Source organism: Glutamicibacter sp. NPDC087673, from assembly GCF_044743255.1.
Lineage (GTDB): Bacteria > Actinomycetota > Actinomycetes > Actinomycetales > Micrococcaceae > Glutamicibacter.
In genome coordinates this window covers 236813-262907 of sequence record NZ_JBIUWB010000005.1, presented here as the reverse complement: position 1 = coordinate 262907, position 26095 = coordinate 236813, and the positions used below count along the sequence as shown (strand labels likewise).

Below are 26095 nucleotides of genomic sequence, written 5' to 3'. Positions count from 1 at the left end.
GGCCGACGGCCAGAAAATGGCTAGGCGGCATTGAACGGCAATGAATTACTGGAAGTCTTTCCGAACCTATTTTATGTTCCCCAGACACGGGCCCGTGCGCTGGTACAAGAACAAAAGGAATCAGAGTGGCATCGCAAACGGTTATTTCCTGCACAGGGTGGAGCCTTCAGGGAAAGCTGGCTTCCCCTCAAGCAGCGAGTGGGTGAAGGCGACAAGATCTTCATTGAGTGCCGAGTCTGCCCCGACGAGCGGCATGTGGTCCAGTCCGGAGTACTCGAGGTAACCAATCTGGGCATCCGGGGTGCAAGAACTTCTGAAGAACTCGCGCTGCATCGAGGGCAAGACCAATGAATCAGCAGCGCCCTGGGCAATGAACGCCGGGTAGCCCGCCGGAACGATGGACGAATTGCGTTTCAGCACCGAGTGCAGCTGGCCGTCGAGAGCCTCGGAACTGAGAATCGGTTCGAAGAGCTGGCTGGCCTGGGCCAACCCGGTCAGCGCGCCCGTACCGGAAAAGCAATTCTGGGATAGCTGGTTTACCGCCATTCGAGAACGGGTCGTCAACCGCTCGTCGATGCCCAGATCCGGATACAGCTGGTTCCAGCTGGCGGCAATGTAGCTGGAAATGATTTTTCCCGCCGCGGTATCAGCAACCGACTCGGCCAATTCCGGAAGGTTGGTTGCCGGGGCCATGGCGGCGATGCCGAGAATCTCCAGGTTCGGAGCGTAGTCCCCGGCGGCTTCAGCCGTAGCCAGAGCCGCATGCCCGCCCTGGGAATGGCCCCACACTACGCTGGACTGTCCTAGCCGGACTCCTCGTGAATGCAGGTCTTGCAGCTGACCTGCAGCAAGAGTCGCGTCAAGCACCGCGTACGCCTCGGCAGCCGGAATCAAATAGGGATGAGGGCCGGCGGTGCCCAAGCCGACGTAATCGGTAGCGACTACTGCCCATCCGCCAGCCAACATGGTTTCACGGGCAGCAGCTGGACCATCATCATAAGGATTCGGTCCCATGGACAGCGCGCACTGGGACATGACGCCCTTGGTCCCATTGGCCCATGAGATGACAGGTAGGGTTCCCGTGGCGGACTCGGCCACGGTCACCACGCCCGAAGCTATTGCAGGAGAGCCATCGTGACCTTGCGTCGTATACAGAATTCGCCAGGCGAGAGTGTTCGGCAGAGTGCTCTTGGCCAGCGGTTCCGCGCGCAGCAACTGGCCATGGGCAGCAGGAACGCTAGCTGGCGGCAAGTAGAAATCATCCGCGGCGGCCGTATCGCTTTGGCTATGCAGAAAAGCGGTGATCGTTCCGAGCCCGAGCACGGCGATGAGGCCAATGGCGCTCAATCCTGTCAGGCTCGCGCTACGCGCAGCGCGGAGCCAGCCAGGAATTGCCGGAAGGCGAGGCCGGAGAAAAGACCACAAGCAGTGGACTCCCAAAAGGAATAACCAGCCGCCGAAAGCGACGCCGAGCACCCACAAGGAAAGCCTGGGCCAAAACATCACCAGAGCCGCGCCAAAGACACCGGCAAGTGCTGTGAGAGCGCCGCGGAAGGAATGCTGCCGCTGCCCGCGGAGCACCGCTGCAAGTCTGAGCACTCCGCCCAGGAGAAGAACCAGTGAAGTCGCCAAAGCCAGGACCGGCAAGCTGGCGCGATGCCAGAGCGGGAGGGCGACCCCGCTGAGCACCAGCAGGCCGCCAGAAAGCATCACTGGCCAGCGGCGAACGGAGTCCTGTTGAGCCTCGGCAAGGCGCACCAGGCCCGCAATCAACAGGCCAGCGCCCAGCAGCCAAATAATCAGCCGGACCGCGCTCGCCGAGTTGAGCATCAGGACGAGTCCGAGGGCAATCAGCAAGACACCGCCGAGAAAGCGCGCGAAGTTGCTGGTGCTATCGGGCTGAGCCATGGACACTCCTCGGATAACCAGTGCGGATGCGATGCTTCCAAGGTTATCCGTAGTTAAAGAGCTTGTCCCTGTGCGTGCCGTTGTGATGCTGCGGATCACTCTGATCCAGCTTTTAGCGGCGTAATCTCCCCTCGCGCAGGGTCCAGTAAGAGGAAATGTGGGAGGAACGCTTGTCGAGGTGCCAGTGCCGCGCAACTTGGCTGATCTCTTTAACCGTGGAACGCTCGGCATGAGCGATTAGCCCAAGCCGCAGATGGGGCAGCGGCAAGGAACGGAGCTCATCGGCCAGCAGTGAGCTGCGGCCCGCCGGAACGCCGTCACGCGGCAGCCAGCGTAAATCAACGCCTGGAGGATGTTTCACGTCAAACATTGCGTTCTGATCGGCAACTTCGAGCAACGCTAGACCGCGCGCATCCGAGGGCAATGCTTCGAGGGCTTTGCAGATCGCCGGGATGCCTGCTTCATCCGCGGCCAGCACGTAGTAGTCGGCATTCAGCGACAATGATGACTTGCTCCGTGAGGGGGAAATAACCAGTGGGTCCCCGGGCTGCGCTGTCCCGGCCCAATGGCCAACAGTCCCAGGCTCCCCATGAACTACGAAGTCGATCGCTATTTCCGGCACAACCGCGTTGATCCAACGTATCGTGTACGACTTGGAACGCGGAACCTGGTCGCGGGGCAGGCGCTGCCGCAAGGCGCGCAGATCATAGGGAGGCTCTAATCCGAGGGCGGGGTCAGCGGCAAAGACTTTCACGTATTCATCAATCGCCCCGTTGGAACGGTAGCCATCCAGATCGGGGGCGCCGGCAATGATGCGCACCATCTGGGCGTTCAGCTGTTCTACCCGGGTGATGGTCAGAATGTGCTGATCCACCTTTTCCCTTGGCGGATCCAGATATCCCAAGGCGGGGGTGTGCTGGGCCAAGGGCTCCTCGTAGGTTTCCGAGTAGCTGCGCGTCTGCGCAGGAGCAAATGGCTGCGGGGCAAGCTGCTGCGCGGGCCCCTGCGCCGTTGAGTGGTGGTAGTGCTTGAACGAGGTGCGCAGTGTCTTATCCAGGACTTTGCGTGCCGCGGTGAGTGCCGCCGCGGCGCCGGCACGTTCGGCAGCGGCCAGCAATTCGTCGGTTTCCTGCTCGTTGAGCACAGAGCTGTTGCCGATGTTCCGGTACAGCTGCTCTTTGGCCATCGCGTATCCTGCCTTTGCCCCGGCCTTTTCGGCCTGAGCGAGGATTTCCAGGGTGAGCCCTTCCCTTGGCGTCACCGTGTACTGCGAACCGTAGCTCTTGTACTTGTGGTGCTTAGACATGGTGTGCCCCTAACCCGGCCGGTGTGGGCACCAGCCTGTATGCCTGAGTATGGGGTATATCCGGCGTGGAAAACAAGTAATTTCAAGCTGGAGGGCAGGAAGTGTTCAAGGCCTGGGGTTCGTGCCATTTCCAGCGCGGAATTCCGGGGATTATTCGATATCCGATTCATTCGACATGGGGCATATCCGGTCACTAAAATCAGCTTCATGTCTGATACCTTGCCACCGTGCCCTGACTGCTCCAGCGAGTACACCTACGAAATGGATGCCCTGCTTGTCTGCCCAGAGTGCGCACATGAATGGAACGCTGAGGCCGAAGTAGCCGAAGCTGTCGAAGCAGTGATCAAGGATGCTGTCGGCAATGAGCTGCAGGACGGAGATACCGTCAGCATCACCAAAACCATGAAGGTCAAGGGCGCGCAGAGTGCGCTGAAGGCTGGAACCAAGGTGCGCAATATCCGCTTGGTCCAAGGCTCTGGCGACCATGATATCGCCGCCAAGGTGGACGGCTTCGGCCAGATGGAACTGAAGTCTTCCATCGTCAAGAAGATCTAGGCGTTCCGCCCGCAGTTCCTCAGGCTCCCAGCATCTACGGATGGTGGGAGCCTTTAGTGTTCCATGCTGCTTGGCACGTGCCACGGCATGCAAGGTGCTCGGCTGCGCCGCCGGCGGGAATCCTCAGGCCATGGGCTAGGCGGCAGAAGAATCCTGCTGGCTCTTCTTCTTGGCGTACGAACGGGCCGCCCGCACGCGATCACCGCAACGCGTGGAGCACCAATGCCGGCGGCCATGGGTCTTGAGCAGGTAGCGGGTGCATGGCTCGGCTTCGCATTGGGCCAGCAGGCCCGCTTCTTCGCTGCTCAGAAGTGCTGCGGCGTCCTCGGCAAGTCGCGACATGGCGTGCTCGGTCAATTGCGTGGCGGGGTGTTCCAATGCGCGGAAGAATCCCTTGCCCGGCTCATGGTGCAGCAATGGGGTGCTCGGTGCTGCCAGCAGTGCGGCGTTGATGCCCTGCAGCACTTCCCGGGCCACGGGTGTGCCCGTGGCGATGGCATGGAAAGCTTTCCTGATCTGGCTGCGAAGGGTGACCAGCCGATTCTGGCAATAGCTTTGCAGCGCCGCTTCCTGGGGCACGAGACCCCGCACGATGAGCCATTGCGTGGTGTCCGCCGGGCTAGCCAGCGCGTCGAAGCTCTTGCCGCCAGGCAGCTGGATTTCGCTGTTGGCCAGATCGATGCTGCAGTGCTGCGCGGTTCCGGGGCTCGGGGGAAGGGGCATCTGGGACATGTTCCTCATGGTATCAGTATTGCTTTACCGTGATCACCTGCTAGTGTGTATATCACGGTAAAAAGTAGAAATAACATGAGAAAAGAGGTTGGCCTTGCAGCCAGTGCCACGATTCGGCTCCGCTCCCTTCGCCCTGTCGGTTCACACCGGAGGCGGACCCGGTGTAGGGCAAACCGCCCAAGATGGCCTGCAGGACACCATCGATATCGCCAAGGCTGCGGATCAATCCGGATATCACCGTTTCTGGATGTCCGAGCACCATGCCATGCCCGCGCTGTCCGTGGCATCGCCGCTGCTGATGATGGCCCGGCTCACCGCCGACACCCAGCGGATCAGGTTGGGCGCGGGCGGAGTGATGCTGCCCAACCATGCGCCGCTGGTGGTTGCGGAGCAGATCGGCATGCTCGAAGCGCTGGCTCCCGGGCGCATCGACCTGGGAGTCGGGCGCGCGCCAGGAACCGATGGGGCCACCGCGGCCGCGTTGCGCCGCGGAACCGGAGCCAACGAAACCTTCGACGAGCAACTGGCCGAGCTGGTGGGATTCCTGAATGATGATTTCCCCGCAGGGCACCCCTACAGCGAAGTCCATGCAGTGCCCGGCCCGTGGCAGAACGAGCAGAACCGCCTGCCCGCATCGGAAACGCAGACCCCGTTGTGGATCCTGGGCTCCTCGCCGTATTCGGCGCAGCTGGCCGCGCGGCTGGGCCGGCCCTACGCCTTCGCCTTGCAGTTCGGCGATGCCGATATCGACACCGCGCTGCGCATCTACCGCGAGAACTTCGTGCCTTCGGCAGTGCTCGACCGTCCGTACGTGCTCATCAGCCAAAGCGTCATCGCGGCCGAGGATCCAGAATACGCCCGTGCCGAGGCCTCGACCATGGCGATGGCCATGCTGCGGATGTTCAAGCGTGAACCCTTTGCACTGCTATCCGCCCAGGAGGTCGCAGGATATCCGGCCACGCTCAATGAGCGAGCGATCATTGACATGTACACCAACCGCACCCTGGCCGGCACGCCTTCCGAAGTGGCCCAGCGCCTGGAAGCGCTGCAGCAGTGGACCGGAGCGGATGAGTTGATGATGGTCCTTGGCAGCCACACCCCTGGCGCAGCGGTGCAAACCGTGCAGCTCATGGCCCAGCACTACCGGCCGGCTAAATAAAACCTGAAACACCCGGTGCCGTATGGCGCCATCTCGACACATCGGAAAGAGGAACTCACTATGTCCGCACCACGCAGAGCACTAATCGTCATCGACGCACAGCAGGAATACATTGATGGCCTGCTGCAGATCCAGTACCCGGATCGCGAGCAGTCGGTAGCCACCATCGCCAATGCCATGGACGAAGCGGCAAAGGCCGGGATCCCGGTGGTTGTCGTGCAGCACCAAGCGCCCGAGGGATTCCCCGTCTTCGCCCCGGAATCCGCTACCTATGCCCTGCACCCGCAGATCCAGGATCGGATGGAAGCTGCAGAGCACCAATTCTCCAAGAACTATGCCAGCATCTTCGCGGGTACAGGCCTGGAAGAGTGGCTTCGCGAGCGTGAAATCACCACGTTGACCCTGGTGGGCTACATGACCAATAACTGCGTGATCGGTTCTGCCGCGGCTGCCGAACCGCTGGGGTTCGCCGTGGAAGTGCTCTCCGATGCTACCGGCGCGATCGACATTGTCAACGCTGCCGGTTCCATCCCCGCCCAGCAGGTGCATGAAACCCTGATGGCCGTGCTGAATTCCAGCTGGGCTGCGGTGGCCCCGACCGCTACCTGGATCGAGGCAGTGGCCTCGGGTGCTGCACTGCCCGGCGATAACCTCATCGAATCAGCTGCTCGTGGCCGTGCCGGCCAATAGCCTGGTGAGCGTCCTGTAACTGGCGGATCGCATCTTGTAGAAGGTGTGGTCCGCCATTTTTCATCTCCGGGCTGTCCGGGCAAAGGTTGACGCAAGCGGCCTGCGCGAACAAGACTCGTGCTAGGACAAGGCGGCAACAGCTAGGAGTTCATCGTGGGTTCAGCAAGCGCGGACGGACAACTCGACGCGATCATCATCGGGTGGGGCAAAGGCGGCAAGACCCTGGCAGGCACCCTGGCCCGGGCCGGGCAGCGGGTGGCGTTAATCGAGCAGTCCACCCAGATGCATGGCGGTACCTGCATCAATATCGGTTGCGTGCCGACCAAGGCCTTGATCCACGATGCCGAATCCCGCGATGGCGCCGGATACGACCAGCAGGTCTTCCAAGCCGCCGTCCAGCGCCGGGACAAGCTCACTGCCATGATGCGCGCCAAGAATTTCTCCATGCTCGACGACCTGGAGTCGGTGCTGCTGGTCAACGGCAAGGCCGCGTTCACCGGACCTCGAAGCGTCAGGGTCACTGCCGGTTCCGATGAGCTGGAGCTGAGCGCGGCGAAGATTATCATCAACACCGGCGCGCTACCTGCGATCCCGGACATCGAAGGAGCGCAGATCGGCGGGCGGGTGCATGACTCCACAACGATCCAGCATGCCCAGCTGCCCAAGACCCTGGCTGTGGTGGGCGGGGGATATGTCGGCATCGAGTTCGCCTCCATGTTTGCCCAGTTCGGATCGAAAGTCACCGTGCTGGATCGCGGAAGCCGTGCACTGTCCAAGGAAGACCCGGATGTGGCCCGGGAAGTCCAGGCCTGCCTGGAAGATGCCGGAGCCGAGATCATCAGTTCGGCTTCGGTGCGTTCGATCAGCCAGGACGAGCAAGGCGCCACCGTCAGCTACGAGCGTCGGGGCGAGGTGCACCAGCTGCAGGCGGATGCCGTGCTGATTGCGCTTGGGCGCGTGCCGAATACTGCCGGTCTGGGGCTGGAAGCCGCCGGGGTCCAGACGGGCTCCCGCGGGGAAGTCGCGGTTGACGAGTTCCTGGCCACCAATGTCGAGGGCATCTATGCCCTGGGCGATGCCAACGGCGGACCCCAGTTCACCTATGTCTCGCTCGATGACCACCGGGTCTTGGCCAGCCAGTTGCTGGGAGACGGATCACGCAGCACCAAGGACCGGGTTGCTGTTCCGTACACCATCTTCACCACTCCGCCGCTGGCTCGCGTTGGCTTGAGCCAAGAGCAGGCAGCGCAGCAGGGGTTCCAAGCCAAGATCGCGGTGAAGAAAGTTTCCGAGATCGCCGCGATGCCGCGCCCCAAGATCGTGGGCGACCCGCGGGGCATCATCAAGTTCGTCATCGATGCGCGCAGCGACCAGATCCTCGGAGCGGCGCTGATGCACGTGGACTCCCAGGAGGTGGTCAACCTGGTGGCATTGGCCATGCGGCAGCACATGACTGCCGCTGAACTGCGCGACCAGATCTTCACCCACCCCTCGTCCACCGAAGCGCTGAACGAGGTGCTCGCGCAGCTAGGCTGAGGCCTGGACCTGCGCGGCATCGATGAGTTCGGCGAGCTCGGCCCGCGGCTTGTTCGCGCCGAAGGCAGGCTGGCCAGGCTGCAGGCGCAAGCCTTCAGCCAGGGAGCCTATCGGCAGCGGGTCAAAGCCGAAATCATCAACGATCCGGGCTGCCTGGTCAACGTCGGAGTCCAGATCGCCGGCCAGCGCGATGGCCTTGCGGCGCTCGGCGCCGGCCGGACGGGACTCGTCCTCGAGGTCGTGGTAGCCCATGTGGTTGAAGGCCTTGACGACCCGCGAACCTGGCAGGAACTCCTGGATCAAATTGCTGGTGGAGACCTGAGGGCCGTTCAGGTCCTCGCGGATGCCATCCGTTTCCCACCAGTAGTTCATGGCGTCGATGACCAGCTTGCCTTCGAGCTCGGCAACCGGAATATTCCGGTACTTGCCCAGCGGCAGGGCCAGTATGGCAATGTCGGCTTCCCGCGCGGCGGTTGCCGGATCCACGGCCAGCGCGCCCGGAGTCAGGATCTCGATGGTCAGGGCAATGGTGCCGGGGTCGCCGGAGCCGGCGATGAGCACCTTGTAGCCGGCCTGCAAGGCGCGGCGGGCAAGAACCGTGCCGATCTTTCCAGCGCCGAGGATGCCGATGGTCTGCTGTGTCATTTTCTCTCCTTCAGGCATGTCTTCGAATCCGGGTCTAGCTCTCGGAAAGCATTTCGCGTACCAGCGGGATGACCTTTTCGCCGTAGAGTTCCACGGCACGCAAGCGGGCGCCAACTTCTACCGCGCCGCCGGAGTAGATCAAATCGAAACGGCCGATATCCAAGGTCTTGAGGGTCTTGGCGATCTTGCGGGCCACGGTTTCCGGCGAGCCGACGTATAGCGAGCCTTCGCTGATCTCGTGCTCGAATTCACCGCGGCCCATTGGGCTCCAGCCACGGGACGCGCCGATGCGGTCACGCTGTTCCTTGTAGGCGTCGAACATGTGCTCGCGGGCCAACTCGTCGGTATCTGCCACGAAGCCAGGGGAGTGCAGGCCCACCGGCAGGGTTGGGTGGCCGAACTGGTCGTTGGCCCGGCGGTACAGGTCGATGTAGGGTGCGAAGCGCTCGGGGGACCCGCCGATGACAGCGAGCATCATGCGCAATCCGTAGTGCGCCGTGCGGATGACCGACTGCGGGGAACCGCCCACGCCCACCCAGGTGTTCAGGCGGCCGGACTCGGTCTTCGGGAAGACTTCCATATCCTCCAGCGGTGCACGCTTGGTTCCCTGCCAGGTCACCGGCTTCTCGTCGAGCAGCTTGTGGAACAGGTCGATCTTCTCGTCGAAAAGCAGTTCGTAGTCAGCCATGTCATGGCCGAACAACGGGAAGGACTCGGTAAAGGAGCCGCGGCCCAGCATGACCTCGGCACGTCCGTTGGACAAGGCATCTACGGTGGCGAAACGCTGGAAGACGCGGACCGGATCGTCGGAAGACAGCACGGTCACGCCGGATCCGAGGCGGATCCGCTCGGTCGCCGTGGCAATGCCCGCCAGAACGGTCTCGGGGCTGGAGATGGCGTATTCGGGGCGGTGGTGCTCGCCGACAGCGATCACATCGACGCCGGCCTGATCGGCCGCGATGGCTTCCTGGACCGTGGCGCGGATGCCCTGGGCATGGGTTACCAGCTTGCCTGACTTGTCGCTGGGTACGTCGCCAAAGGTGTCGAGGCCGAATTCGATGTTCTCGAAGGCGTTCATTGCGTGCTCCCTGTAGTCCAGAACTTTGTTGATGCATCAATCATGACTCAAAGTTATTGACGTGTCAACTATATCCGGAAATTGCGCCTCGACCGGTCTCCAGCCCAGCCGCACAGGCGCCAGAACGCATCGGACTCGGGGCTGGAGCAGACCTTGGAGCACTGCTTAGCGCCACATCATCCAGGCATGCAAAACGGCGGCTCTCCTCGATGAGGAGAACCGCCGTCCAGGGGTGGGCCAGAAACTAGCCGAAGTACTTCTTCATGGTGCCCTCGGAAGCCTCGCGCAGCTCGTCCACCGATACGGTGAACTCGCCCTGGACTTCCAGGGCGCCGGACTGCGCATCGACAATGCCCATGCGGGCCACGGTGACACCGCGGGCGCTGGTCATGTCGTTGAAGCGGACCTCTTCGCTGCGTGGAACGGCAACCAAGGCGCGGGCCTGGGTCTCCGAGAACAGCGCGGTGAAGGAATCGATGCCGTCACGCTGCTTGATCTCGTCCAGGGCCACGCGGGCACCGACGCCGTAGCGCAGGACCATCTCGGACAGCGCTGCAAGCAGGCCGCCCTCGGACAGGTCGTGCGCGGCGTCGATCATGCCATCGCGGCTGGCATTGATCAGGATTGCGCCCAGTGCCTTCTCGGCTGCCAGGTCGACCTTTGGCGGCAGGCCGCCGAGGTGGCCGCGCAGGTTGGCGAACTCCGAGCCGTCCAGCTCATCGGCGGTGGTGCCGATCAGGTAGATGGCCTGGCCGTCGGCCTCTTCGCGCCAGCCCGAAGGGGTGCGGCGGGCGACGTCGTCGAACTTGCCCAGGGTCGCCACCACAGGCGTCGGGTGGATGGCCTTGTCGCCGGTCTGGTTGTACAGCGAGACATTGCCGCCGGTGACCGGTACGCCGAGCTCCATGCACGCATCGGACAGGCCGCGGATGCCCTCGGCCAGCTGCCACATGACGTCGGGGTCCTCCGGGGAACCGTAGTTCAGGCAGTCCGAAACCGCCGCAGGGATCGCACCGGAGGTGGCGACGTTGCGGTAGGACTCGGCCAGCGCCAGCTGGGCGCCGGCATACGGGTCCAGGTAGGTGTAGCGGCCGTTGGCATCGGTGGCGATGGCCACGCCGAGTCCGGTGGACTCGTCGATGCGGACTACGCCAGCATCGTCCGGGGCGGCCAGCGCGGTGTTGCCGCCGACGTAGCGGTCGTACTGGCTGGTGATCCAGGACTTGTCGCACATGTTCGGGCTGGCGATCAGCTCCAGGGCGGCGGCCTTCAGCTCTTCCCCGGTAGCTGGCAGGTTGGCGCCGGCTTCCGAGGACTTGAAGGTGTCAGCCTGCAGCGCATCCTGCCACTGGGGGCGGGCATACGGGCGGTCGTAGACCGGGCCGTCGTGGGCGACGGTCTTCGGATCCACATCCACGATGACTTCGCCATCCCAGGTGATGATCAACCGGTCGGTGTCGGTGACCTCGCCCAGCCAGGAGAACTCCACGTTCCACTTGGCCATGACGGCCTCGAACGCCTCGATGTTCTCCGGGGTGACTACGGCCATCATGCGTTCCTGGGACTCCGACATCAGGATTTCGCCCGGGGTCAGGGTGGAGTCGCGCAGCAGCACATTGGTCAGCTCGACCTGCATGCCGCCTTCGCCGTTGGAGGCCAGTTCGCTGGTGGCGCAGGAGATGCCCGCAGCGCCCAGGTCCTGGATGCCCTCGACCAGCGAGGCCTTGAACAGCTCCAGGCAGCACTCGATGAGCACCTTCTCGGCGAACGGGTCGCCCACCTGCACCGCAGGGCGCTTGGAGGGCTTGGTGTCGTCGAAGGACTCCGAGGCCAGCACCGACGCGCCGCCAATGCCGTCGCCACCGGTGCGCGCACCGAAGAGCACGACCTTGTTGCCCACGCCCGAGGCATTGGCCAGGCGCAGATCCTCGTGGCGCAGTGCGCCCACGGCCAGTGCGTTGACCAGCGGGTTGCCCTGGTAGATCGGGTCGAAGACGGTTTCGCCGCCGATGTTCGGCAGGCCCAGCGAGTTGCCGTAGCCGCCGATGCCCGAGACCACGCCGTGCACGACGCGCTGCGAGTCCTCGTGGTCGATCGCGCCGAAACGCAGCGGATCCATCACGGCGATCGGGCGGGCGCCCATGGAGATGATGTCGCGCACGATGCCGCCGATGCCGGTAGCGGCACCCTGGTACGGCTCGACGTAGGAAGGCGAGTTGTGGGACTCGATCTTGAAGGTCACGGCCCAGCCGTCGCCCAGGTCGGTGACACCGGCGTTTTCGCCCATGCCGACCATCAGGTCCTTCTTCATCTCCGGGGTGACCTTCTGGCCGAACTGGCGCAGGTGGTTCTTGGTGGACTTGTACGAGCAGTGCTCGGACCACATGACCGAGTACATGGCCAATTCAGCGGCGGTCGGACGACGGCCCAGGATCTTCACGATCTCGGCGAACTCGTTGTCCTTCAGGCCCAGCTCTGCCCATGGCAGTTCTACATCCGGGGTGCCCGCTGCGTTATCGACGGTGTCGATATTGAATTCCTTAGTGGCTTCCTGGCTCACTTTTTGCCTCCAACAAGGTGGGTCAGAACACTGGTGAAGAATGCCAGCCCGTCGGTGCCGCGGTGGTCCGGGCCGAAGCCGGCCTCAATGGCGTGCTCCGGGTGCGGCATCAGGCCGACAACGTTGCCGGCCTTGTTGCCCACGCCGGCGATCGAGCGGCGCGAGCCGTTCGGGTTCCAGCCCATGTAGGAGAACGCGATGCGGTTTTCAGCTTCGAGCTCGTCCAGGACCTTCTCGTCGGCCACGTACTGGCCATCCTGGTTCTTCAGCACGATGGTGATTTCCTGGCCGGCTTCGAAGCCGTTGGTCCATGCGGTCTGGTTGTTCTCCACGCGCAGCAGCTGATCGCGGCAGATGAACTTCAAGTGGTCGTTCTTGATCATCGATCCGGGCAGCAGGTGCGACTCGGTGAGGATCTGGAAACCGTTGCAGATGCCCAGCACGGGCAGCTTGGCATCGGAGTTCGCGGCATCTGCGATCTTCGCCATCATCGGTGCGAAGCGGGAGATCGCGCCGGCGCGCAGGTAGTCGCCGTAGGAGAAGCCGCCGGGGATCACCACGGCGTCGACATCCTGCAGGTCGGTGTCGGCGTGCCACAGGGACACCGCTTCGGCACCGGCTGCGCGCACGGCGCGAGCGGCGTCGCGGTCATCGAGGGTGCCCGGGAAGGTCACCACGCCGATGCGCGCTCCGGAAAGTTCAGTGCTTGGCGTTGAATAGTCGCCAATCAGGGGAAGTTCGGCGCTCATTAGTCTTCGAATACCTCGACGTTGACGACATCTTCGATCACCGGGTTGGAAAGCAGGGTTTCTGCAGCCTCGCGAGCCTGGGCGAGGATTTCTTCGGTCACCTCGCCGTCCACGGACAGTTCAAAGCGCTTGCCCTGGCGGACAGCTTCGAAGGAGGTGAAGCCTAGGCGGGGAAGAGCTCCCGCGATGGCCTTGCCCTGAGGGTCAAGGATTTCTGGCTTGAGCATGACATCTACAACGATGCGGGGCATCCGGCATATCTCCTGTTGGCGAGGTTAAGTTAAATGCCACACGGAGATGCCGTCTCACACCAGGGGGATTTGGCGCTCCGCGAGCTTGCCTTCATAGTCTACCCGTGAATGTGATGGGGAAAACGTCCCTGTGCGCGATAGCACCGATATCCTGCGGTTTAAGTCATGTGATCTTAGGCTCACGGGTTGTCGAAGCGCGCTCGACGCGTATGCTGAAACTGTGAAAAATGCTAGTCAAACCGTCTGCGCCTGCCGAGTCCTGGACGCTGTGAAGCCGTCCTACGAAAACTGCTGCAAGCCCTTGCATGACGGAAGGGAAGATGGCTCCTTGCTGCCGCAGACCGCGGAGCAGCTGATGCGCTCACGCTACAGCGCCTTCGTGCTGGGGCTGTCGCAGTATTTGCTGGCGACCTGGCATGAGAGCACGAGGCCCAAGGAACTGGACGTGGATTCGCGGATGCGCTGGACCGGCTTGGAGATCATTTCAACCCGTGCTGGCGGCGCGGCGGCCTCCCGCGGGGTGGTTGAATTCGCTGCGTACTATCGCGACGGCCGGCATGAAGCGCAGCAGCATGAGGTCAGCACCTTCGTGAAGCAGGACGGCGCCTGGTTCTACCTCGACGCCCTCTAGGATTCAGCGCTTGGCTGCAGCCTGCAGCATGGTCAGCATCTGGCTCTGCTGGCGTTCACGCGCTAGCTTGAATGCATCAGAACCGGAGTGGTCCTCCAAATGCGGGTCCGCCCCGTTGATAATCAGCAAACGCGCGATGGTGATGGCATTGGCGGTGCCCTGGCCCAGGACAATGGTTTCGTGCAGGGCCGTCCAGCCCAGGTCATTAACCTGGTCTACCGGGATATCGGTGCGGAGCAACTGGCGCACGGCCTGAACCCGGCCATTCTCGCTGGCGACGGTCAAAGCGGTCCCGCCCATGCGATTCACCGCCGTGAGGTCGGCCCCGCCGTCAATGAGAAGCTTCAGCGTTTCAACCTGGCCATTGGCGCTCGCGCGCAGGAACGGCGACTCGTAGAAGTCGTCCTTCTTGTCGGGATCCGAGCCTGCTTCGAAGAGGGTCTTGGCGATGGCAGGGTTCTTGTTGATGACTGCACGCATCAGCGCGGTGCGACCGGCCTCGTCCTGCGCGTCGAGGTCAGCTCCATCCTTGAGCGCCGCCTTGACGTCCTTCAGCTTGCCTCGATTCACTGCAGCGAACAGCTGCGTGGTGGCCTTGGACATTTCGGCCGCTGAACTGGGAAGCGCCTTGATGGAGGCACCAGTGTTGGCACCCGAGGCCAGGGGCGACAGCGATGTCTTGGAGCTTTCGGGCTTGGCCGGAGTGCCGGCGGGCTGCTTGGCTGAATTGCTCGGAGTCGTGGTGGGAGCAGTGGCATTGTTCCCGGTTGGAGCCGGAAGCGGGACGCTGGAGCTTGCTGCGGCCTTGCTCGGAGCGGGCAGGGATTTTTCGGTGGCACTGCTGGAAGACGGGGCGGGAACCGGGGTGGAAGAAACTTCATGAGCCTGGGGTGAAGAAGCGGCGCAACTCGTGCAGGCGCCGATCACGGCAGCAAGGGGGAGTGCAAGCAATGCAATGCCACGGCGATGCGTGGATAGCCCGGTATGAAGTGCCATCTGTCCTTTCGCGGTTAAACAACCCTTCCCCGTATGGCTTTCGCATCATGCAGGGATTCTGCTCAGTAACTTTTGATCAATTGCGAGCTTAGCGGCCAAAGCTGAAAATTTGCGGTCAATCAGCGCCAAGATTTCTCTGTGCTCGGTGCCGGCCGATCTTCGCTAAAATCATAAGCACCATGGAATGCCTTTACTTTTCTGCCTCCCGTTGCCGCTCATGCGCCTTGATGACGGTGCCTTACGCCCAGCAACTGCAATCTAAGGTAGCGGATTGCCAGCAGCTGCTGGCCGGCTTCCCAGGCCTGGAATTCCTTCCGCCCCAAGCCAGTAGCGAACAGGGCTTCCGCAACAAAGCCAAAATGGTCATTTCCGGAACCACCGGCCAGCCGACCATCGGCATCCTGGATGCCGACGGCCACGGTGTCGATCTGCGCAACTGCGGAGTCATCGCAGCACCGCTACGTGCCGTATTCCCGGTCATCGAGCAGTTCATTCATGATCTGAAGCTCATTCCCTACGACGTTCCCAAGCGCAAGGGCGAACTCAAGCATGTGATTCTCACCCTGTCGGATACCGGTTCGGTGATGGTCCGTTGGGTATTGCGCACCAAGAAGCATTTTGTGGCACTGCGTGATTCGCTGCCGCAATTCCTTGAGCAGCTTCCACGCCACAGCGTGGTGTCGGTGAACTTCTTGCCTGAGCACAAGGCAGTGCTGGAAGGCGAAGAAGAAATCATTCTTACCCGCCGAACCACCTTGGAATTCGGGCTGAACGGCGTACCGATGCACCTGCGCCCCCAGGGCTTCTTCCAGACCAACAGCGAGATCGCTGCCGCCTTGTACCGGCAGGCCCGCCAATGGATCAACGATGCCAACCCCGAAAGCGTTTGGGATCTGTACAGCGGGGTGGGTGGTTTCGCACTGCATTGCGCTACCGAGGACCGTACCGTGTACGGCATCGAGACCAGCGGGGAAGCCGTTGAATCGGCAAAGACCAGCGCCAAGACCATGGAGCTGGATGACATCCATTTCAGGGTCCAAGACGCAACCGAATTCGCGCTGGGTGCCGGCTGGGCGCCAGAGGCGGTAATCGTGAATCCTCCGCGCCGCGGTATCTCCGCAGAGCTATCGAAGTGGCTGAACGAGTCCGATGTCCAGCACATCATTTACTCCAGCTGCAACGCGAAGTCACTGGCCAGGGACCTGGAGCGTTTGGAGAACTACGCTCCGCAGCAGGCTCGCGTCATGGACATGTTCCCGCAGACCAGCCACTACGAAGTCATCGTGAAGCTGGAGCGCAAGGCCGCCTAGCGATCCAGGGTTGCGGTGCGTCGGTCAAGGCGGCCGACAATCTCGTCAACGATGTGCGGGTCGATATTCGGTTCGCGGCGGGCCTTGAGCAGCTCGTCGCGGGCGGCTTCCAGGGCGATGGCCTGGATCGAATCGGCCTTGGCGATCACCGCGCGAATCTGCGTGTACTTTTCGTCCGAGATCGCATCGTGCGGATCCGGGTCCTTGGCCAGGATGGTATGCAGCGAGTTCATGCGCCGGCGCACTGCCTGCTGGTAATTCTCCGGCAGCTCTTCGAGCTGCACGTTCTTGCGCAGCGCCGCCAGTGCGACAGCCTCGGCGCGACGGGCCAGGGCCCGGCGGGCACGCTTGGCATCTTGCTCGTTGTTGCGCAGCTTCAGCACGCGCATCAGCGCTGGCAAGGTCAGGCCCGGGAGCACCAAAGTGCACAGCAAGACGGAGCAAGCGGCGACCACCACGAAGTTGCGTCCCTCGATGGCCGATCCATCCGCTGCGACCTTGGGCAGTGCCAGGGCCAAGGCCAAAGTCGCCAGCCCTCGCATGCCGCACCAAGTGAGCACCAGCGCATCCTTGCGCGCAGGAATCTTGGGCTTGCTGCGGTTGGGCAGGTAGTAGGTCGCCAGCATCCACAGCGCACGCACTGCGATGACCACGAAGCAGATCGCGGCGATGCCCGGGATGAAGCCGATCAGGTTGCTGCCTTCCTCCTGGATCACCTGGTTCATCTCGATGCCCATCAAGCCGAAAGCCAGGCCGGTGGCCAGCAGCTCGAGCACTTCCCAGAAGGATTGCCGGGTTAGGCGTTCGGCAGAGTCCTGGGGGCGGTCCCGCCGCACCATTTCAAGGGCCGTCACCACCACTGCGATGACCCCTGAAATATGCAGCTCCTCCGCAATCATGTAGACCGCATAAGGTGCCACCAAGGTGGCCGCGCAACGCGCTGCCAGGTTGGGAACGAAGCGGTTCAAGGCGCCGATGGCCCAGCCCATGGCCAGACCCAGGACTACCGCCCCTGCGGCACCGAGCAGGAACTGCGGAATGATTTCGAGTCCGACTTCCGAGCCATTCAGGGTTGCCTGGACGGCCAGCTGGAAGATCACGATGGCCATTGCGTCGTTGAACAGGCCCTCGGTTTCCAGCAGGGACGTCAGGCGCCGCGGCATTTTCACCTTGGTGGCAATTGCATCCACCGCGACCGGGTCAGGCGGGGCCACTACTGCGCCCAACGCCAATGCCAGCGGAATGGAAGCGATGGGGGAGAAGGCCAGCGCGGTAGCGGCCACGGTGCCTGCTGTCACCACGATGAGCACCACGGCCAGCCGGATCAGGGCCTTCCAGCGGAAGCGGAACACCGACCAACTGCTGCGCTGGGCCGTAGCGAAAAGCAAAGGCGGCAAGAAGATCGGCAGGATCAGCTCGGGCTCAATATGCATTTCGGGCATGAACGGCAAGAAACCTGCCAGCGTCGCGAAAATCAGCATCAAGATCGGGTAGGGCAATTTAATGCGTTCCCCGATGCCGACAATCAAGATCGTGGCGAATAGCAGCGCGATAACCAGCAGGAAAAACTCCATAGTCTTACTATTCTAGTTTCTCCGCGCAGTTATTCAGGGGTTATCGACTCATGTTTTCACGGAACCGAGTAGAAATGAGGCGGCATCCCAACGATCGATGGCGCAGCCGTTATGCCGTGAAAAGCTCGTTCTCACCGTCTCGCCGTGCAGGATTCCGCTTATTTCGGCCCGTTGCGGTCCACCGTATATTTCGGTGCAGATTTCCTGGGGATCAACTTCTCCGGCAATGGCACCGGGTTCAAGCTCGAGCTGCAAGCAAGCTTTGGATGCGTTCGGCAATGTGCTGGATTCAGCGGCTTGTTCGCCGGTGCATTCCAGGGAGTACTGCTGTGAAATTTCGCTGCCGTCATCGCGAATGGTGATTTCCAATTGGGTCTGCGGCCCCTGTCCGATGCTGGTGGCGCAGGAAGCCAGCGAGAGGCTCACGCAGCCGAGCGCGATACCGGCCGGAATCAGGCGAAGGCCCCGTGCAGTAACCATGGATCAATCTTGCCTGCGGCCGCGAATAAGTTCTAGTCTTCCGGGAAGATTGGCAGGTTGTTGGCGACTTCCAGCAATTGATTGCGCAGCGAGTCGGCACGCTGGGCAAATTCCTTTTGCAATCTCACGTACGCGGCCTTGCCCTCGGGAGTTTCAATGCGGATGGGTTCATGGCCCCAATCGCCCAGATCATAGGGGGATGCCTGCATATCCATGGTGCGAATGTCCCAGGCGAGCTCGAAGCAGTCCATGACCAAGCCGCTTGGCACCGCAGGGGAGAGCTTATAGGCCCACTTATACAGATCCATGTTGGCGTGCAAGCAACCGGGCTGTTCCAGGTCGCGCTGGGTTTCCCTGGTCGGCTGCAGCTCGTTGAACTCGATCGCCTGGGGAGTGTAGAAGCGGAATGCATCGAAGTGGGTGCAACGGATCTTGTGGGTTTCCACCACTTCGTCGGTTCCCTGCGCACCCAAGCGCAGCGGGAGGTATTCATGGCGGATGCCGTTGGCCTCGGATTTGTAGGCCATCGCCCATTCATGCAGGCCGAAGCAGGAGAAGTTTCCTGGCCGCTGCGCGGTGCCGGCCAGAATGATGCGGGCAAACTCGATGGCCCGGGCACGCGCCTTGCCGAATGCCTCCGCATCGAAGTGGTATCCCGTACCGTGTCCGGTTTGGACTCTGCGGTAGAACTTCCACTCGCCGCGTTCTTGGGCCGCGTCTCCGGCTAGAACCACGTTCATCCCTGGATGCCAGCGGTAGAGCTGGCCCGGCTTTTGCGTGTAATAGGTGAACAGGAAGTCCTCGATGGGATGCTTCTTGCCCTTCATCCGCCGTTCCACGAAAGGTTCGCCAAAGGCCCGAGCCCGTGCTTCATGCTCAGCGGCATGCGGCATCCACTGCGAGGGTTCCAAAATGGCGGCGGTCAGAGGCATACTTCTAATTATTCAATTCATGGGCCGATGAAACCAGTTTGGTACGCCAACTCACACTTCTCGCAAAGGGGTACGCCATGGAAATCCTGCCTCCCTGGGAACCGCCAATGAGCGGCTCCGACCAGCAGCATCTGTTCGGGATGCTTGACAGGCTGCGCGCCACTTTCAGATACAAGGCCGACGGGCTGGACATCGAACAGCTGGCAACCAAGTTGCCCAGCAGCCAGCTCAGCCTGGGCGAATTGCTCCAGCATCTTGCCCTTGTCGAAGATGAGAAATTCACCTACTTCATTGCCGGGCAACGACCTGAAGTCCTCCTTGGGTTCACTGCCAACGGGCGCGAGCACTTCGTGGTTGATCTGGAAGAGGATCCGGAGAATCTTTATCAACGCTACGACCGGGCCGTGGCCAAAAGCCGAGGAATCCAGCAGTCCGTTATCGAGGAAAGGAAGCTGGACACGGGCTCGGGGTTGGCCTTCGAAGGCAAGCATGCGTCGATACGCAGAATCATCTGCGACCTGATTGAAGAGTATGGGCGGCATGCAGGGCATGCGGATCTCTTGCGTGAAGCCATCGACGGGCGGGTGGGCGAGGATCCTCCCTTCGACTATCTTCCTGCATGGTATGCCTAGCTTTCTGGTTGCATTGGCAGCCGCTTCGGGCAACAGCCGGTCCGTTAGTTGTCCGCAATCAAGCTCTGTCCAGAAGTTCTTGTTCCTGCTCCAAGTCTGCCGGGATAGCGTGCTGCAGGAAACCGAGGGATTCATTGCGGCGCCGGACCAGACATTGCGACGGAATCCAGCAATTTCCCATCCTCGGGAACCGGCCTGCCTGAAGCCTCTAGGATGGGGCCATGAACACTGAGCGCTCCAGCCAACTTCCGGCATCTGCATCCGTTGTCTTTGACTGGTTCTCGCGACCCGGGGCCATGCAGCGGCTCTTGCCACCGTGGCTTCCGCTGAAGGTCATTGAAGAAGCCGGTTCGCTGAAGGACGGGACGGCCGTGCTGGGCCTTCCCGGCGGAGTGCTGTGGAATGCCAAGCACCAGCCTGAGGGGTTCGCGGAGAACCGCAGTTTCGTCGACCAGCTTGAACCCGAAGGGGTTCGCGGCCTTCCTGCCCGGGTGGTGCAGTGGCGGCATGAGCATTACTTCGAGCCCGCGGGCGCACAGTGCACGACCGTGGGTGACTGCATCCAGTCGAATATGCCAGGACGGCAGATCGAATCGATGCTTGCATACCGCCACCGCCAGCTGGCAGACGATTTTGCCGCACACCAGCGGGCGGCGCAGGCCGGGTTGAAGCCGCTGGTGATAGCGCTGACCGGTTCAAGCGGATTAGTCGGACAGGCTTTGTGCGCCTTCTTGTCCACCGGCGGGCACCGGGTCGTCAAGCTCGTGCGGCACGAGCCGGAATCGGCAAGCGAACGGCGCTGGAATCCGCTGGATCCTGACCCGGGCCTGCTCGATGGCTGCGACGCGGTCATCCATTTGGCCGGAGTCAGCATCTTCGGCCGGTTCAGCCAAGCGCATCGGCAGGCAATTCTCTCCAGCCGCATCGAACCGACCCGATCCCTTGCCCTGCTGGCGTCACGTTCAGGTGTCCGGACCTTCATCAGCGCTTCGGCCATCGGATTCTACGGTGCTTCAGCCGGACCGCACCCATTGGACGAGACCGATTCCCCGCGGGCCGGGACTCCGGATTTCCTGGCTGACGTGGTGGACCGCTGGGAACGTGCGGCGAATGCCGGGGACAGCGGCATGCGCCGGGTGCAGATCAGGACCGGTATCGTGCTGAGCCCCAAAGGCGGGATGCTCGCCGTTTTGCGTCCTGTATTCTCCGCAGGCCTGGGCGGTCCCCTTGCAGGGGGAAAGCAGATGCTTTCGTGGATCGGGCTTGATGACCTGCTGGACATCTACCATCGCGCGCTCTGGGATTCGCAATTGGCAGGTCCGGTCAATGCGGTGGCACCGCAGCCGGTGAGCAACGCCGAATTCACCAGGGCCTTGGCGCGCGCAGTGCGGCGGCCTGCCATCATTCCGGTTCCTGCCGCGGCTCCCAAATTGCTGCTGGGAGCCGAAGGGTCCCACCTTCTGGCCATGGCCGATCAGAAAATTGTCCCGCGCAAATTGCTCGATGCCGGTCATCAGTTCCGCAATGAGCGCATTGAGCTGGAACTGGCTCATAGCCTGGGCAGTCGTTAGGGGTCGGCGACGCCCGCTGGCGATTAGGAGGCAAAGCAATTATTGTTAGCTTGGCTAGATAAAAGCTAATCTAGGTAATTGCTTGCGACTGCCAGCTCCGGGGAATTTTGCCCATGGCGGCAGTTGCCCGAGAAGAAAGCGTGGACGATCCCGATGGGAAACATGCAGGTAGCGCCGTTTGATGCAGTTGTGCTGATGTCCTTTGGCGGGCCGGAAAAGCCCGAAGATGTTCTGCCCTTCCTGCAAAACGTTACCCGGGGACGAGGGATTCCGGACGAGCGCCTTGAAGAGGTGGGCGAGCACTACTACATGTTCGGCGGAAAATCTCCGATCAATGAGCAGAACCAGGCTTTGCAGCAAGCCGTTCAAGAGGAATTCGCAGCCCGCGGCATCGATACGCCACTGCTCTGGGGGAACCGGAATTGGGAACCGTACCTCACCGAAGTGGTCGGAAACCATGCGCGCAGGCACGGCTCGAGAAGGTTCCTGGCCATCGATACGTCGGCCTACTCCTCATATTCCTCGTGCCGGCAATACCGTGAGGATTTCGCCGGAACTGTGGCGGCACTGCAAGAAGAGGGCCTCGAGGTGGTGATCGATAAAGTCCGGCAGTACTACAATCATCCGGGATTCGCTCATGCGCAGTTGGACTGCGTGCGGAAGGGATTGAAGGAATTCAAGCAGCTCGTCGGCGGCCTGGACCGCAACCGGCACAAGATCCTATATGTCACCCATTCGATCCCTACTGCGATGCAAGAATCATCGCAGAAGTTCACCGCCGGCTACCAGCGGCAGCATGAGGAGCTCATGGCCTGGATTGGCGGGGAACTAGCTGGTGAGGAGCAGCTGGATGCCGAACTGGTGTACTGCTCCCGTTCTGGATCCATGCACACTCCCTGGTTGGAACCGGACATCAATGACCGCATGCGCGAGCTTGCGGAAACTGGAACTGAGGGCGTTCTGGTTGTACCCCTCGGATTCGTTTCGGACCACATGGAGGTCAAATTCGATCTGGATACCGAAGCGGCAGATACCGCGCGCGAGTTGGGGATGGCGTTTCTCCGTGCCGGCAGTGTTGGCACCTCACCGTCGTTTGTCAGCGGCTTGGTCGATCTGGTCCTGGAACGGGCAGCGCAAGTGCGTGGCGAGCAGCCGGAGTCATCGACCATCGCCGGAAGCAAAGCGCTGGGCCCGGGCAGTGGCGCCTGCTCCCTGAATTGCTGTGAAGGCACTACTAGGAAAAATACCGTTCCGAATTGGAGCGCCGGCATGCCTGCAAGCTAGGCCGGCAGCAGGCTGGTGGCCGATCCCGGGAATCCTTTTTCGGCCGGCCATCACGGTTGGCCGACGAATCAGCGAAGCTGGACCGGTTGCGGATAGATGCCGGAATCCGTGCGATCCGGATGAAGGAACCGGGTGGAGCTTTGGGGACTGCGATGAATGAATCCTGTCCACCGGATCCGTATTCACTGCTCGCGCGGCCAGCGGACACTTGCGGCAAGGAGCAGTGGCGTCCTAAGTGCTTTCGTCGTCAAAAGGGACCGGACCGGAGGGTTCTGGCGGTGATGATGAACTCCTTGTCTCGGGTCCCCTTGAGCGGGCAGAATCCGGGAATCCTTGGGCAGGCGGCTCTTCGAGTTGATCTCGCAGCGCTTCGCTGATGATCCTTCGAGGATCATATTGCCGCGGATCGAACTTCTTCAGATCCATGTCCGCGAAATCCTCGCCAAGCTCCTCGCGGAGTTGTTCCTGGGCACCAGAGGCGAGTCGGCGCAACTCGCGAATCAGCGTGGCTAGTTTCCTTGCGTAGTCCGGCAATTTTTCAGGTCCGAGCAGCACGGCCGCCAAAATGGCCAGCACGATGAATTCATTGCCATTGATGCCTGCAATGCTCACTGTGAATCACCTCGCTGCAAGGGACGCGGTCAAACGGAATTGGCAGGTGCAGCCCAGCCGGAATACGAAGGCCAACAGCCGCGGGCAAACGGAGATTCGCCTGGCAGCCATCGCGGCATGGCAGGATTTTCCGGTGGCGCGGCCTGCCCTTGGGGCCGGCTCAGCCGCAGAGTTTCTGGTCTGCTTTGCGGCTGTTCACCTTGACGGGCTGCTTTTCTGGCCGCCCCAGGTTTTGGTAATCCTGGCCCAGGATCAATTCGATGCTTTCGACATCGGCGACTGTTGCCTCGATGTCGAGATCGACTGCCTTGGCGAATGCGTCGGCTGTTTTCCTGGCTGCATCAGTATCCGGAATCAGCAGCCGTGTTTGCGCCTGCAAGGACGCCGCGGTAGTGATTGAAGTGACGGTGAAGCCTTGCTCCGTGGCTTCGTTGGCGAATTTGCCGGCCAGTCCGCTCACTCGCGCTGCGTTGGCTATGCTGACAGGAAGCTGCCGGGCGGAGGTTTTCGCCGTGGCAGTTTCTCCTGCATCGGATTCGGAGCCGGATTCGGACTCGGAATCCGGATTCACCGGGATGTCTTGCTTGATGCGTTCAAAGATGAGGGTCGCGTCGGGAGCCGGGACAACCCGGTTGGCGTTTGATGGTGCAGGCTGGGTCGGCATGGTCATGAAGGTGATCTTGTCCGTGGGAACGTCCTTGACCCGCGCAGCCAATCCTGCAAGTTCCGGTAGCGAACTCAGTTCCGGGTCAACGGTCATCGAGGAGGTAATCGCGTCAAGGAAAGAGTAGAGCCGGTCCGGGCGTGCGAGAACTTCCTTGCTGGTGGCACGCTGGACTATTGCGGACATGACCTTCTGCTGGTTTCCGAGCCGAGCGAGGTCGCTTCCATCGCCAACGGCATGGCGGGTCCTGGCCAGGGCAAGCGCATCGGCTCCGTCCAGCTCCTGCAGCCCGGCTGGAAGATCCAGGTTCGCTTTCGGATCGGTCATTGGCTGGGCCAGGCACACGCTGACTCCGTCGAGTGCGTCGATGATTGAAATGAATCCCTCGAAATCCACCTCAATGAAGTGGTTCAGGTGAACTCCGGTGAGCGTTTCCACCGCGGCGACAGAGCATGCGGGACCGTAATTCAGCGCAGAATTGATCATGCCGTATCCTCCGGCATAGGCGCCGGACCCGGTATCCGCGCAGGCCGGGCGCTGCAATACGGTATCGCGTGGGATCTGGACCGCCTCGATGCGCTCGTTGCCTGGCGACAAGTGGACAAGCAGCATGGAATCGCTGCGTCGGGAACCGTTATCCGTGCCGAAGCCGGTGGAGCTGAAATCCCGGCTATCGGAACCGAGCACCAGCAGATTCAGGCCTTCGCTGGAGTCCGGGACATCCGCTTCAGACGCCCTGAGCGCCGAGACGGAAATATTTCCCTGCAGGCGCAGGAAGGCAATGCTGGTCGGCACAACTACTGCTAGCACCAGCGCCGCTGCAATGATGGCAGCTACCCGGCGCCGCGGCCGTTTGGAACTACGCCTGGCAGAGGAAGGTGTTCGTTGGGAATTCACGATCTTGCTCTCCTTGGTAGGACCATGGCCGGATTACCCATCAAGCTGACCACGTGGAACGCCGCTGGAACCAATAGCATGATTGATTAGAGCCATGCATGCAGCGCATGAAAGGCCGATTTCGCGCGCAGGTTCAGGAGAGCGGAAACCGCCTGGAGATCTCTGTCTCAGAGGTATTCGAGGAATTCGCCCAGCGCCGGATTGCGGTATTCTTCGCGGCGGTAGATGACGCCCAGGGGCCTGCTGGCTGGCAAGCTCAGCGGGACCTGCTTGCCGCCGAAGATCACTGCGGTGCTGGCCATGATCCGTGGAACCAAGGTGATGCCGCCGGCGGCGATGCCCAGATGGACCAATGCGTCGCGTTGCGTTGTGGTGATGAGCCGCGGAGCGGTGGCCTTCAAGCTCCGGTAAACTTCGTCGGTGATCTTGCGAATCGACGTGCCCTGGGGGAGGGTGGCCAGAGTCAGGGAATTGAGCAATTCAGTGCTTAGCCCAGTGTCCGGGTCCACCTCGGTATCCTCGGATACGACCGCCGAGAATTGCTGATCGCGCAGGGATTTGCCGATGAGGTCCGCGGGGATGCGCTCGTTCACGCCAAAAGCCACATCGGCGCGATTCAGGCGAAGCGCATCGGCAAGCTGCTCGTCGTCCTCCACGCTCAGGATCTCTATCCGGACACCGGGGTGCTGGCGATGGAAGGGGCCGATGTATTCGGGCATGATTCCTCCAACCAGGGAAGGCAACCCCGCGATGCGCAGGGATCCGGTGGCCAATGCACGCGTGGAAGAGGCAATGGTTCCGATCGCGGCGACTTCACGCAGTGCGCGGCGGCCGGCAGGAATGATGCTCCGGCCAACCTCGGTCAGCACCATGTCCCTTCCAGCGGCCCGGAACACGGGCATGCCAAGAGTGCGCTCCAACGCACTAATGCGCCGGGACAAGGAGGGCTGGGAGATACCAAGGATATCCGCGGCGGCGGTGAAGGAACCATAGTCCACAATCATGACAACCGCTTCGAGCTGGGCCAGGGAGATGCTGTTGTCCAGAGGTTCTCTTTCCATGCGCTGGAGCCTTCCTTTGCGTCGGGAGAAGACGGTCGAATTCGCGGTGTGGCCCAGTGGCGTGTCCATCCGGTCCAGGGGAAGCACGCGCTGTGCACGTCTTGCCCTGCCTCCAGTTTTTCACGGGAAACTGTGCTTGCTGAACCGGCGCCCTGTGCAGACCGTCAATGGCTGGCGGGAAGAAGCAACTGGGTGCTCGAATAGCTGCATGCGGCAGCCTCCGGCGGGCTGCCAACAGGGTCAGCCCGGGTTAAACACCGGACTCCGTGCCACCCGCTTGGA

The 26095-nt window shown here is 61.9% G+C and carries 24 protein-coding genes; 9 read left to right on the top strand and 15 right to left on the bottom strand.

Annotated features, from left to right (window positions below; genetic code table 11):
• Positions 1–141: 141 nt before the first annotated feature.
• Positions 142–1908, bottom strand: a complete 1767-nt coding sequence (locus ACIOTL_RS13665; RefSeq protein WP_332595208.1) for a lipase family protein — start codon at positions 1906–1908, stop codon at positions 142–144.
• A gap of 112 nt (positions 1909–2020) precedes the next feature.
• A complete protein-coding gene (locus ACIOTL_RS13660; protein WP_400343120.1) occupies positions 2021–3214 on the bottom strand; it encodes a siderophore-interacting protein in 1194 nt (397 codons plus the stop codon).
• A gap of 207 nt (positions 3215–3421) precedes the next feature.
• Between ACIOTL_RS13660 and ACIOTL_RS13655 the strand changes: the two genes are divergently transcribed.
• Complete coding sequence (locus ACIOTL_RS13655; protein WP_133834331.1) at positions 3422–3769, top strand: zinc ribbon domain-containing protein YjdM; 348 nt, start codon at positions 3422–3424, stop codon at positions 3767–3769.
• Positions 3770–3904: 135 nt separating this feature from the next.
• On the opposite strand, the gene ACIOTL_RS13650 is transcribed toward ACIOTL_RS13655, so the two are convergent.
• Complete coding sequence (locus ACIOTL_RS13650) at positions 3905–4501, bottom strand: ABATE domain-containing protein (RefSeq protein WP_133834332.1); 597 nt, start codon at positions 4499–4501, stop codon at positions 3905–3907.
• A gap of 103 nt (positions 4502–4604) precedes the next feature.
• On the opposite strand from ACIOTL_RS13650, the gene ACIOTL_RS13645 reads away from it, so the two are divergent.
• From ACIOTL_RS13645 to ACIOTL_RS13635, 3 genes are all read left to right on the top strand, one after another.
• On the top strand, positions 4605–5660 hold the full coding sequence (locus ACIOTL_RS13645) for an LLM class flavin-dependent oxidoreductase (protein WP_400343230.1): 1056 nt from the start codon (positions 4605–4607) through the stop codon (positions 5658–5660).
• Positions 5661–5720: 60 nt separating this feature from the next.
• Entirely contained in the window at positions 5721–6350 is a 630-nt protein-coding gene (locus tag ACIOTL_RS13640; RefSeq protein ID WP_400343118.1) for an isochorismatase family protein, read from the top strand.
• Between the two features lie 153 nt (positions 6351–6503).
• Entirely contained in the window at positions 6504–7886 is a 1383-nt protein-coding gene (locus ACIOTL_RS13635; RefSeq protein WP_400343116.1) for an FAD-dependent oxidoreductase, read from the top strand.
• Here the strand turns inward: ACIOTL_RS13635 and ACIOTL_RS13630 are convergent.
• From ACIOTL_RS13630 to purS, 5 genes are all read right to left on the bottom strand, one after another.
• Complete coding sequence (locus tag ACIOTL_RS13630; RefSeq protein WP_400343114.1) at positions 7878–8549, bottom strand: NADPH-dependent F420 reductase; 672 nt, start codon at positions 8547–8549, stop codon at positions 7878–7880. The genes ACIOTL_RS13635 and ACIOTL_RS13630 overlap by 9 nt on opposite strands.
• A gap of 16 nt (positions 8550–8565) precedes the next feature.
• Positions 8566–9609 carry an LLM class flavin-dependent oxidoreductase gene (locus tag ACIOTL_RS13625; protein WP_332595241.1) on the bottom strand — a complete coding sequence of 348 codons (1044 nt, stop codon included), beginning with the start codon at positions 9607–9609 and terminating at the stop codon, positions 8566–8568.
• Between the two features lie 244 nt (positions 9610–9853).
• A complete protein-coding gene (purL, locus tag ACIOTL_RS13620) occupies positions 9854–12169 on the bottom strand; it encodes a phosphoribosylformylglycinamidine synthase subunit PurL (RefSeq protein ID WP_400343112.1) in 2316 nt (771 codons plus the stop codon).
• Positions 12166–12918 (bottom strand): phosphoribosylformylglycinamidine synthase subunit PurQ, encoded by a 753-nt coding sequence (gene purQ, locus ACIOTL_RS13615; protein ID WP_400343110.1) that lies wholly within the window; start codon positions 12916–12918, stop codon positions 12166–12168. Before purQ ends, purL begins: the two co-directional genes overlap by 4 nt.
• Positions 12918–13169, bottom strand: coding sequence for a phosphoribosylformylglycinamidine synthase subunit PurS (gene purS, locus ACIOTL_RS13610; RefSeq protein ID WP_102598679.1), 252 nt, complete (start codon positions 13167–13169; stop codon positions 12918–12920). Before purS ends, purQ begins: the two co-directional genes overlap by 1 nt.
• Positions 13170–13389: 220 nt before the next feature.
• On the opposite strand from purS, the gene ACIOTL_RS13605 reads away from it, so the two are divergent.
• Positions 13390–13800 (top strand): YchJ family protein, encoded by a 411-nt coding sequence (locus ACIOTL_RS13605; protein ID WP_400343108.1) that lies wholly within the window; start codon positions 13390–13392, stop codon positions 13798–13800.
• A gap of 3 nt (positions 13801–13803) precedes the next feature.
• Here ACIOTL_RS13605 and ACIOTL_RS13600 read toward each other — a convergent pair whose 3' ends face one another.
• Positions 13804–14796, bottom strand: a complete 993-nt coding sequence (locus ACIOTL_RS13600; RefSeq protein ID WP_388024565.1) for an ankyrin repeat domain-containing protein — start codon at positions 14794–14796, stop codon at positions 13804–13806.
• 179 nt (positions 14797–14975) lie between these two features.
• Here ACIOTL_RS13600 and ACIOTL_RS13595 point away from each other — a divergent pair, with 179 nt between their 5' ends.
• Positions 14976–16106 carry a methyltransferase domain-containing protein gene (locus ACIOTL_RS13595; RefSeq protein ID WP_400343106.1) on the top strand — a complete coding sequence of 377 codons (1131 nt, stop codon included), beginning with the start codon at positions 14976–14978 and terminating at the stop codon, positions 16104–16106.
• On the opposite strand, the gene ACIOTL_RS13590 is transcribed toward ACIOTL_RS13595, so the two are convergent.
• Genes ACIOTL_RS13590 through ACIOTL_RS13580 form a run of 3 tightly spaced genes read right to left on the bottom strand, consistent with a single transcriptional unit; the run spans position 16103 to position 19092 of the window.
• The gene (locus ACIOTL_RS13590) at positions 16103–17680 is read right to left on the bottom strand and encodes a sodium:proton antiporter (RefSeq protein ID WP_105657981.1); all 1578 of its coding nucleotides are present in this window, start codon (positions 17678–17680) and stop codon (positions 16103–16105) included. The genes ACIOTL_RS13595 and ACIOTL_RS13590 overlap by 4 nt on opposite strands.
• Positions 17681–17728: 48 nt before the next feature.
• Complete coding sequence (locus tag ACIOTL_RS13585; RefSeq protein ID WP_400343104.1) at positions 17729–18160, bottom strand: hypothetical protein; 432 nt, start codon at positions 18158–18160, stop codon at positions 17729–17731.
• Between the two features lie 32 nt (positions 18161–18192).
• On the bottom strand, positions 18193–19092 hold the full coding sequence (locus ACIOTL_RS13580) for a 3-methyladenine DNA glycosylase (protein ID WP_400343103.1): 900 nt from the start codon (positions 19090–19092) through the stop codon (positions 18193–18195).
• Positions 19093–19169: 77 nt separating this feature from the next.
• Here ACIOTL_RS13580 and ACIOTL_RS13575 point away from each other — a divergent pair, with 77 nt between their 5' ends.
• The 3 genes from ACIOTL_RS13575 to ACIOTL_RS13565 all read left to right on the top strand — a co-directional run bounded on the left by ACIOTL_RS13575 (position 19170) and on the right by ACIOTL_RS13565 (position 22579).
• Positions 19170–19724 carry a DinB family protein gene (locus ACIOTL_RS13575; RefSeq protein ID WP_400343101.1) on the top strand — a complete coding sequence of 185 codons (555 nt, stop codon included), beginning with the start codon at positions 19170–19172 and terminating at the stop codon, positions 19722–19724.
• A gap of 221 nt (positions 19725–19945) precedes the next feature.
• Positions 19946–21295 carry a TIGR01777 family oxidoreductase gene (locus ACIOTL_RS13570; RefSeq protein WP_400343099.1) on the top strand — a complete coding sequence of 450 codons (1350 nt, stop codon included), beginning with the start codon at positions 19946–19948 and terminating at the stop codon, positions 21293–21295.
• A gap of 153 nt (positions 21296–21448) precedes the next feature.
• Positions 21449–22579: a ferrochelatase gene (locus ACIOTL_RS13565; protein ID WP_105657986.1), complete on the top strand. Its 1131-nt coding sequence runs from the start codon at positions 21449–21451 to the stop codon at positions 22577–22579.
• 231 nt (positions 22580–22810) lie between these two features.
• Here ACIOTL_RS13565 and ACIOTL_RS13560 read toward each other — a convergent pair whose 3' ends face one another.
• The 3 genes from ACIOTL_RS13560 to ACIOTL_RS13550 form a co-directional block, all read right to left on the bottom strand.
• Positions 22811–23191 (bottom strand): twin-arginine translocase TatA/TatE family subunit, encoded by a 381-nt coding sequence (locus ACIOTL_RS13560; protein WP_400343098.1) that lies wholly within the window; start codon positions 23189–23191, stop codon positions 22811–22813.
• Positions 23192–23351: 160 nt separating this feature from the next.
• Complete coding sequence (locus ACIOTL_RS13555; protein WP_400343096.1) at positions 23352–24752, bottom strand: LCP family protein; 1401 nt, start codon at positions 24750–24752, stop codon at positions 23352–23354.
• A gap of 167 nt (positions 24753–24919) precedes the next feature.
• Positions 24920–25813: a LysR family transcriptional regulator gene (locus tag ACIOTL_RS13550; RefSeq protein ID WP_105657988.1), complete on the bottom strand. Its 894-nt coding sequence runs from the start codon at positions 25811–25813 to the stop codon at positions 24920–24922.
• Positions 25814–26095 lie beyond the last annotated feature (282 nt).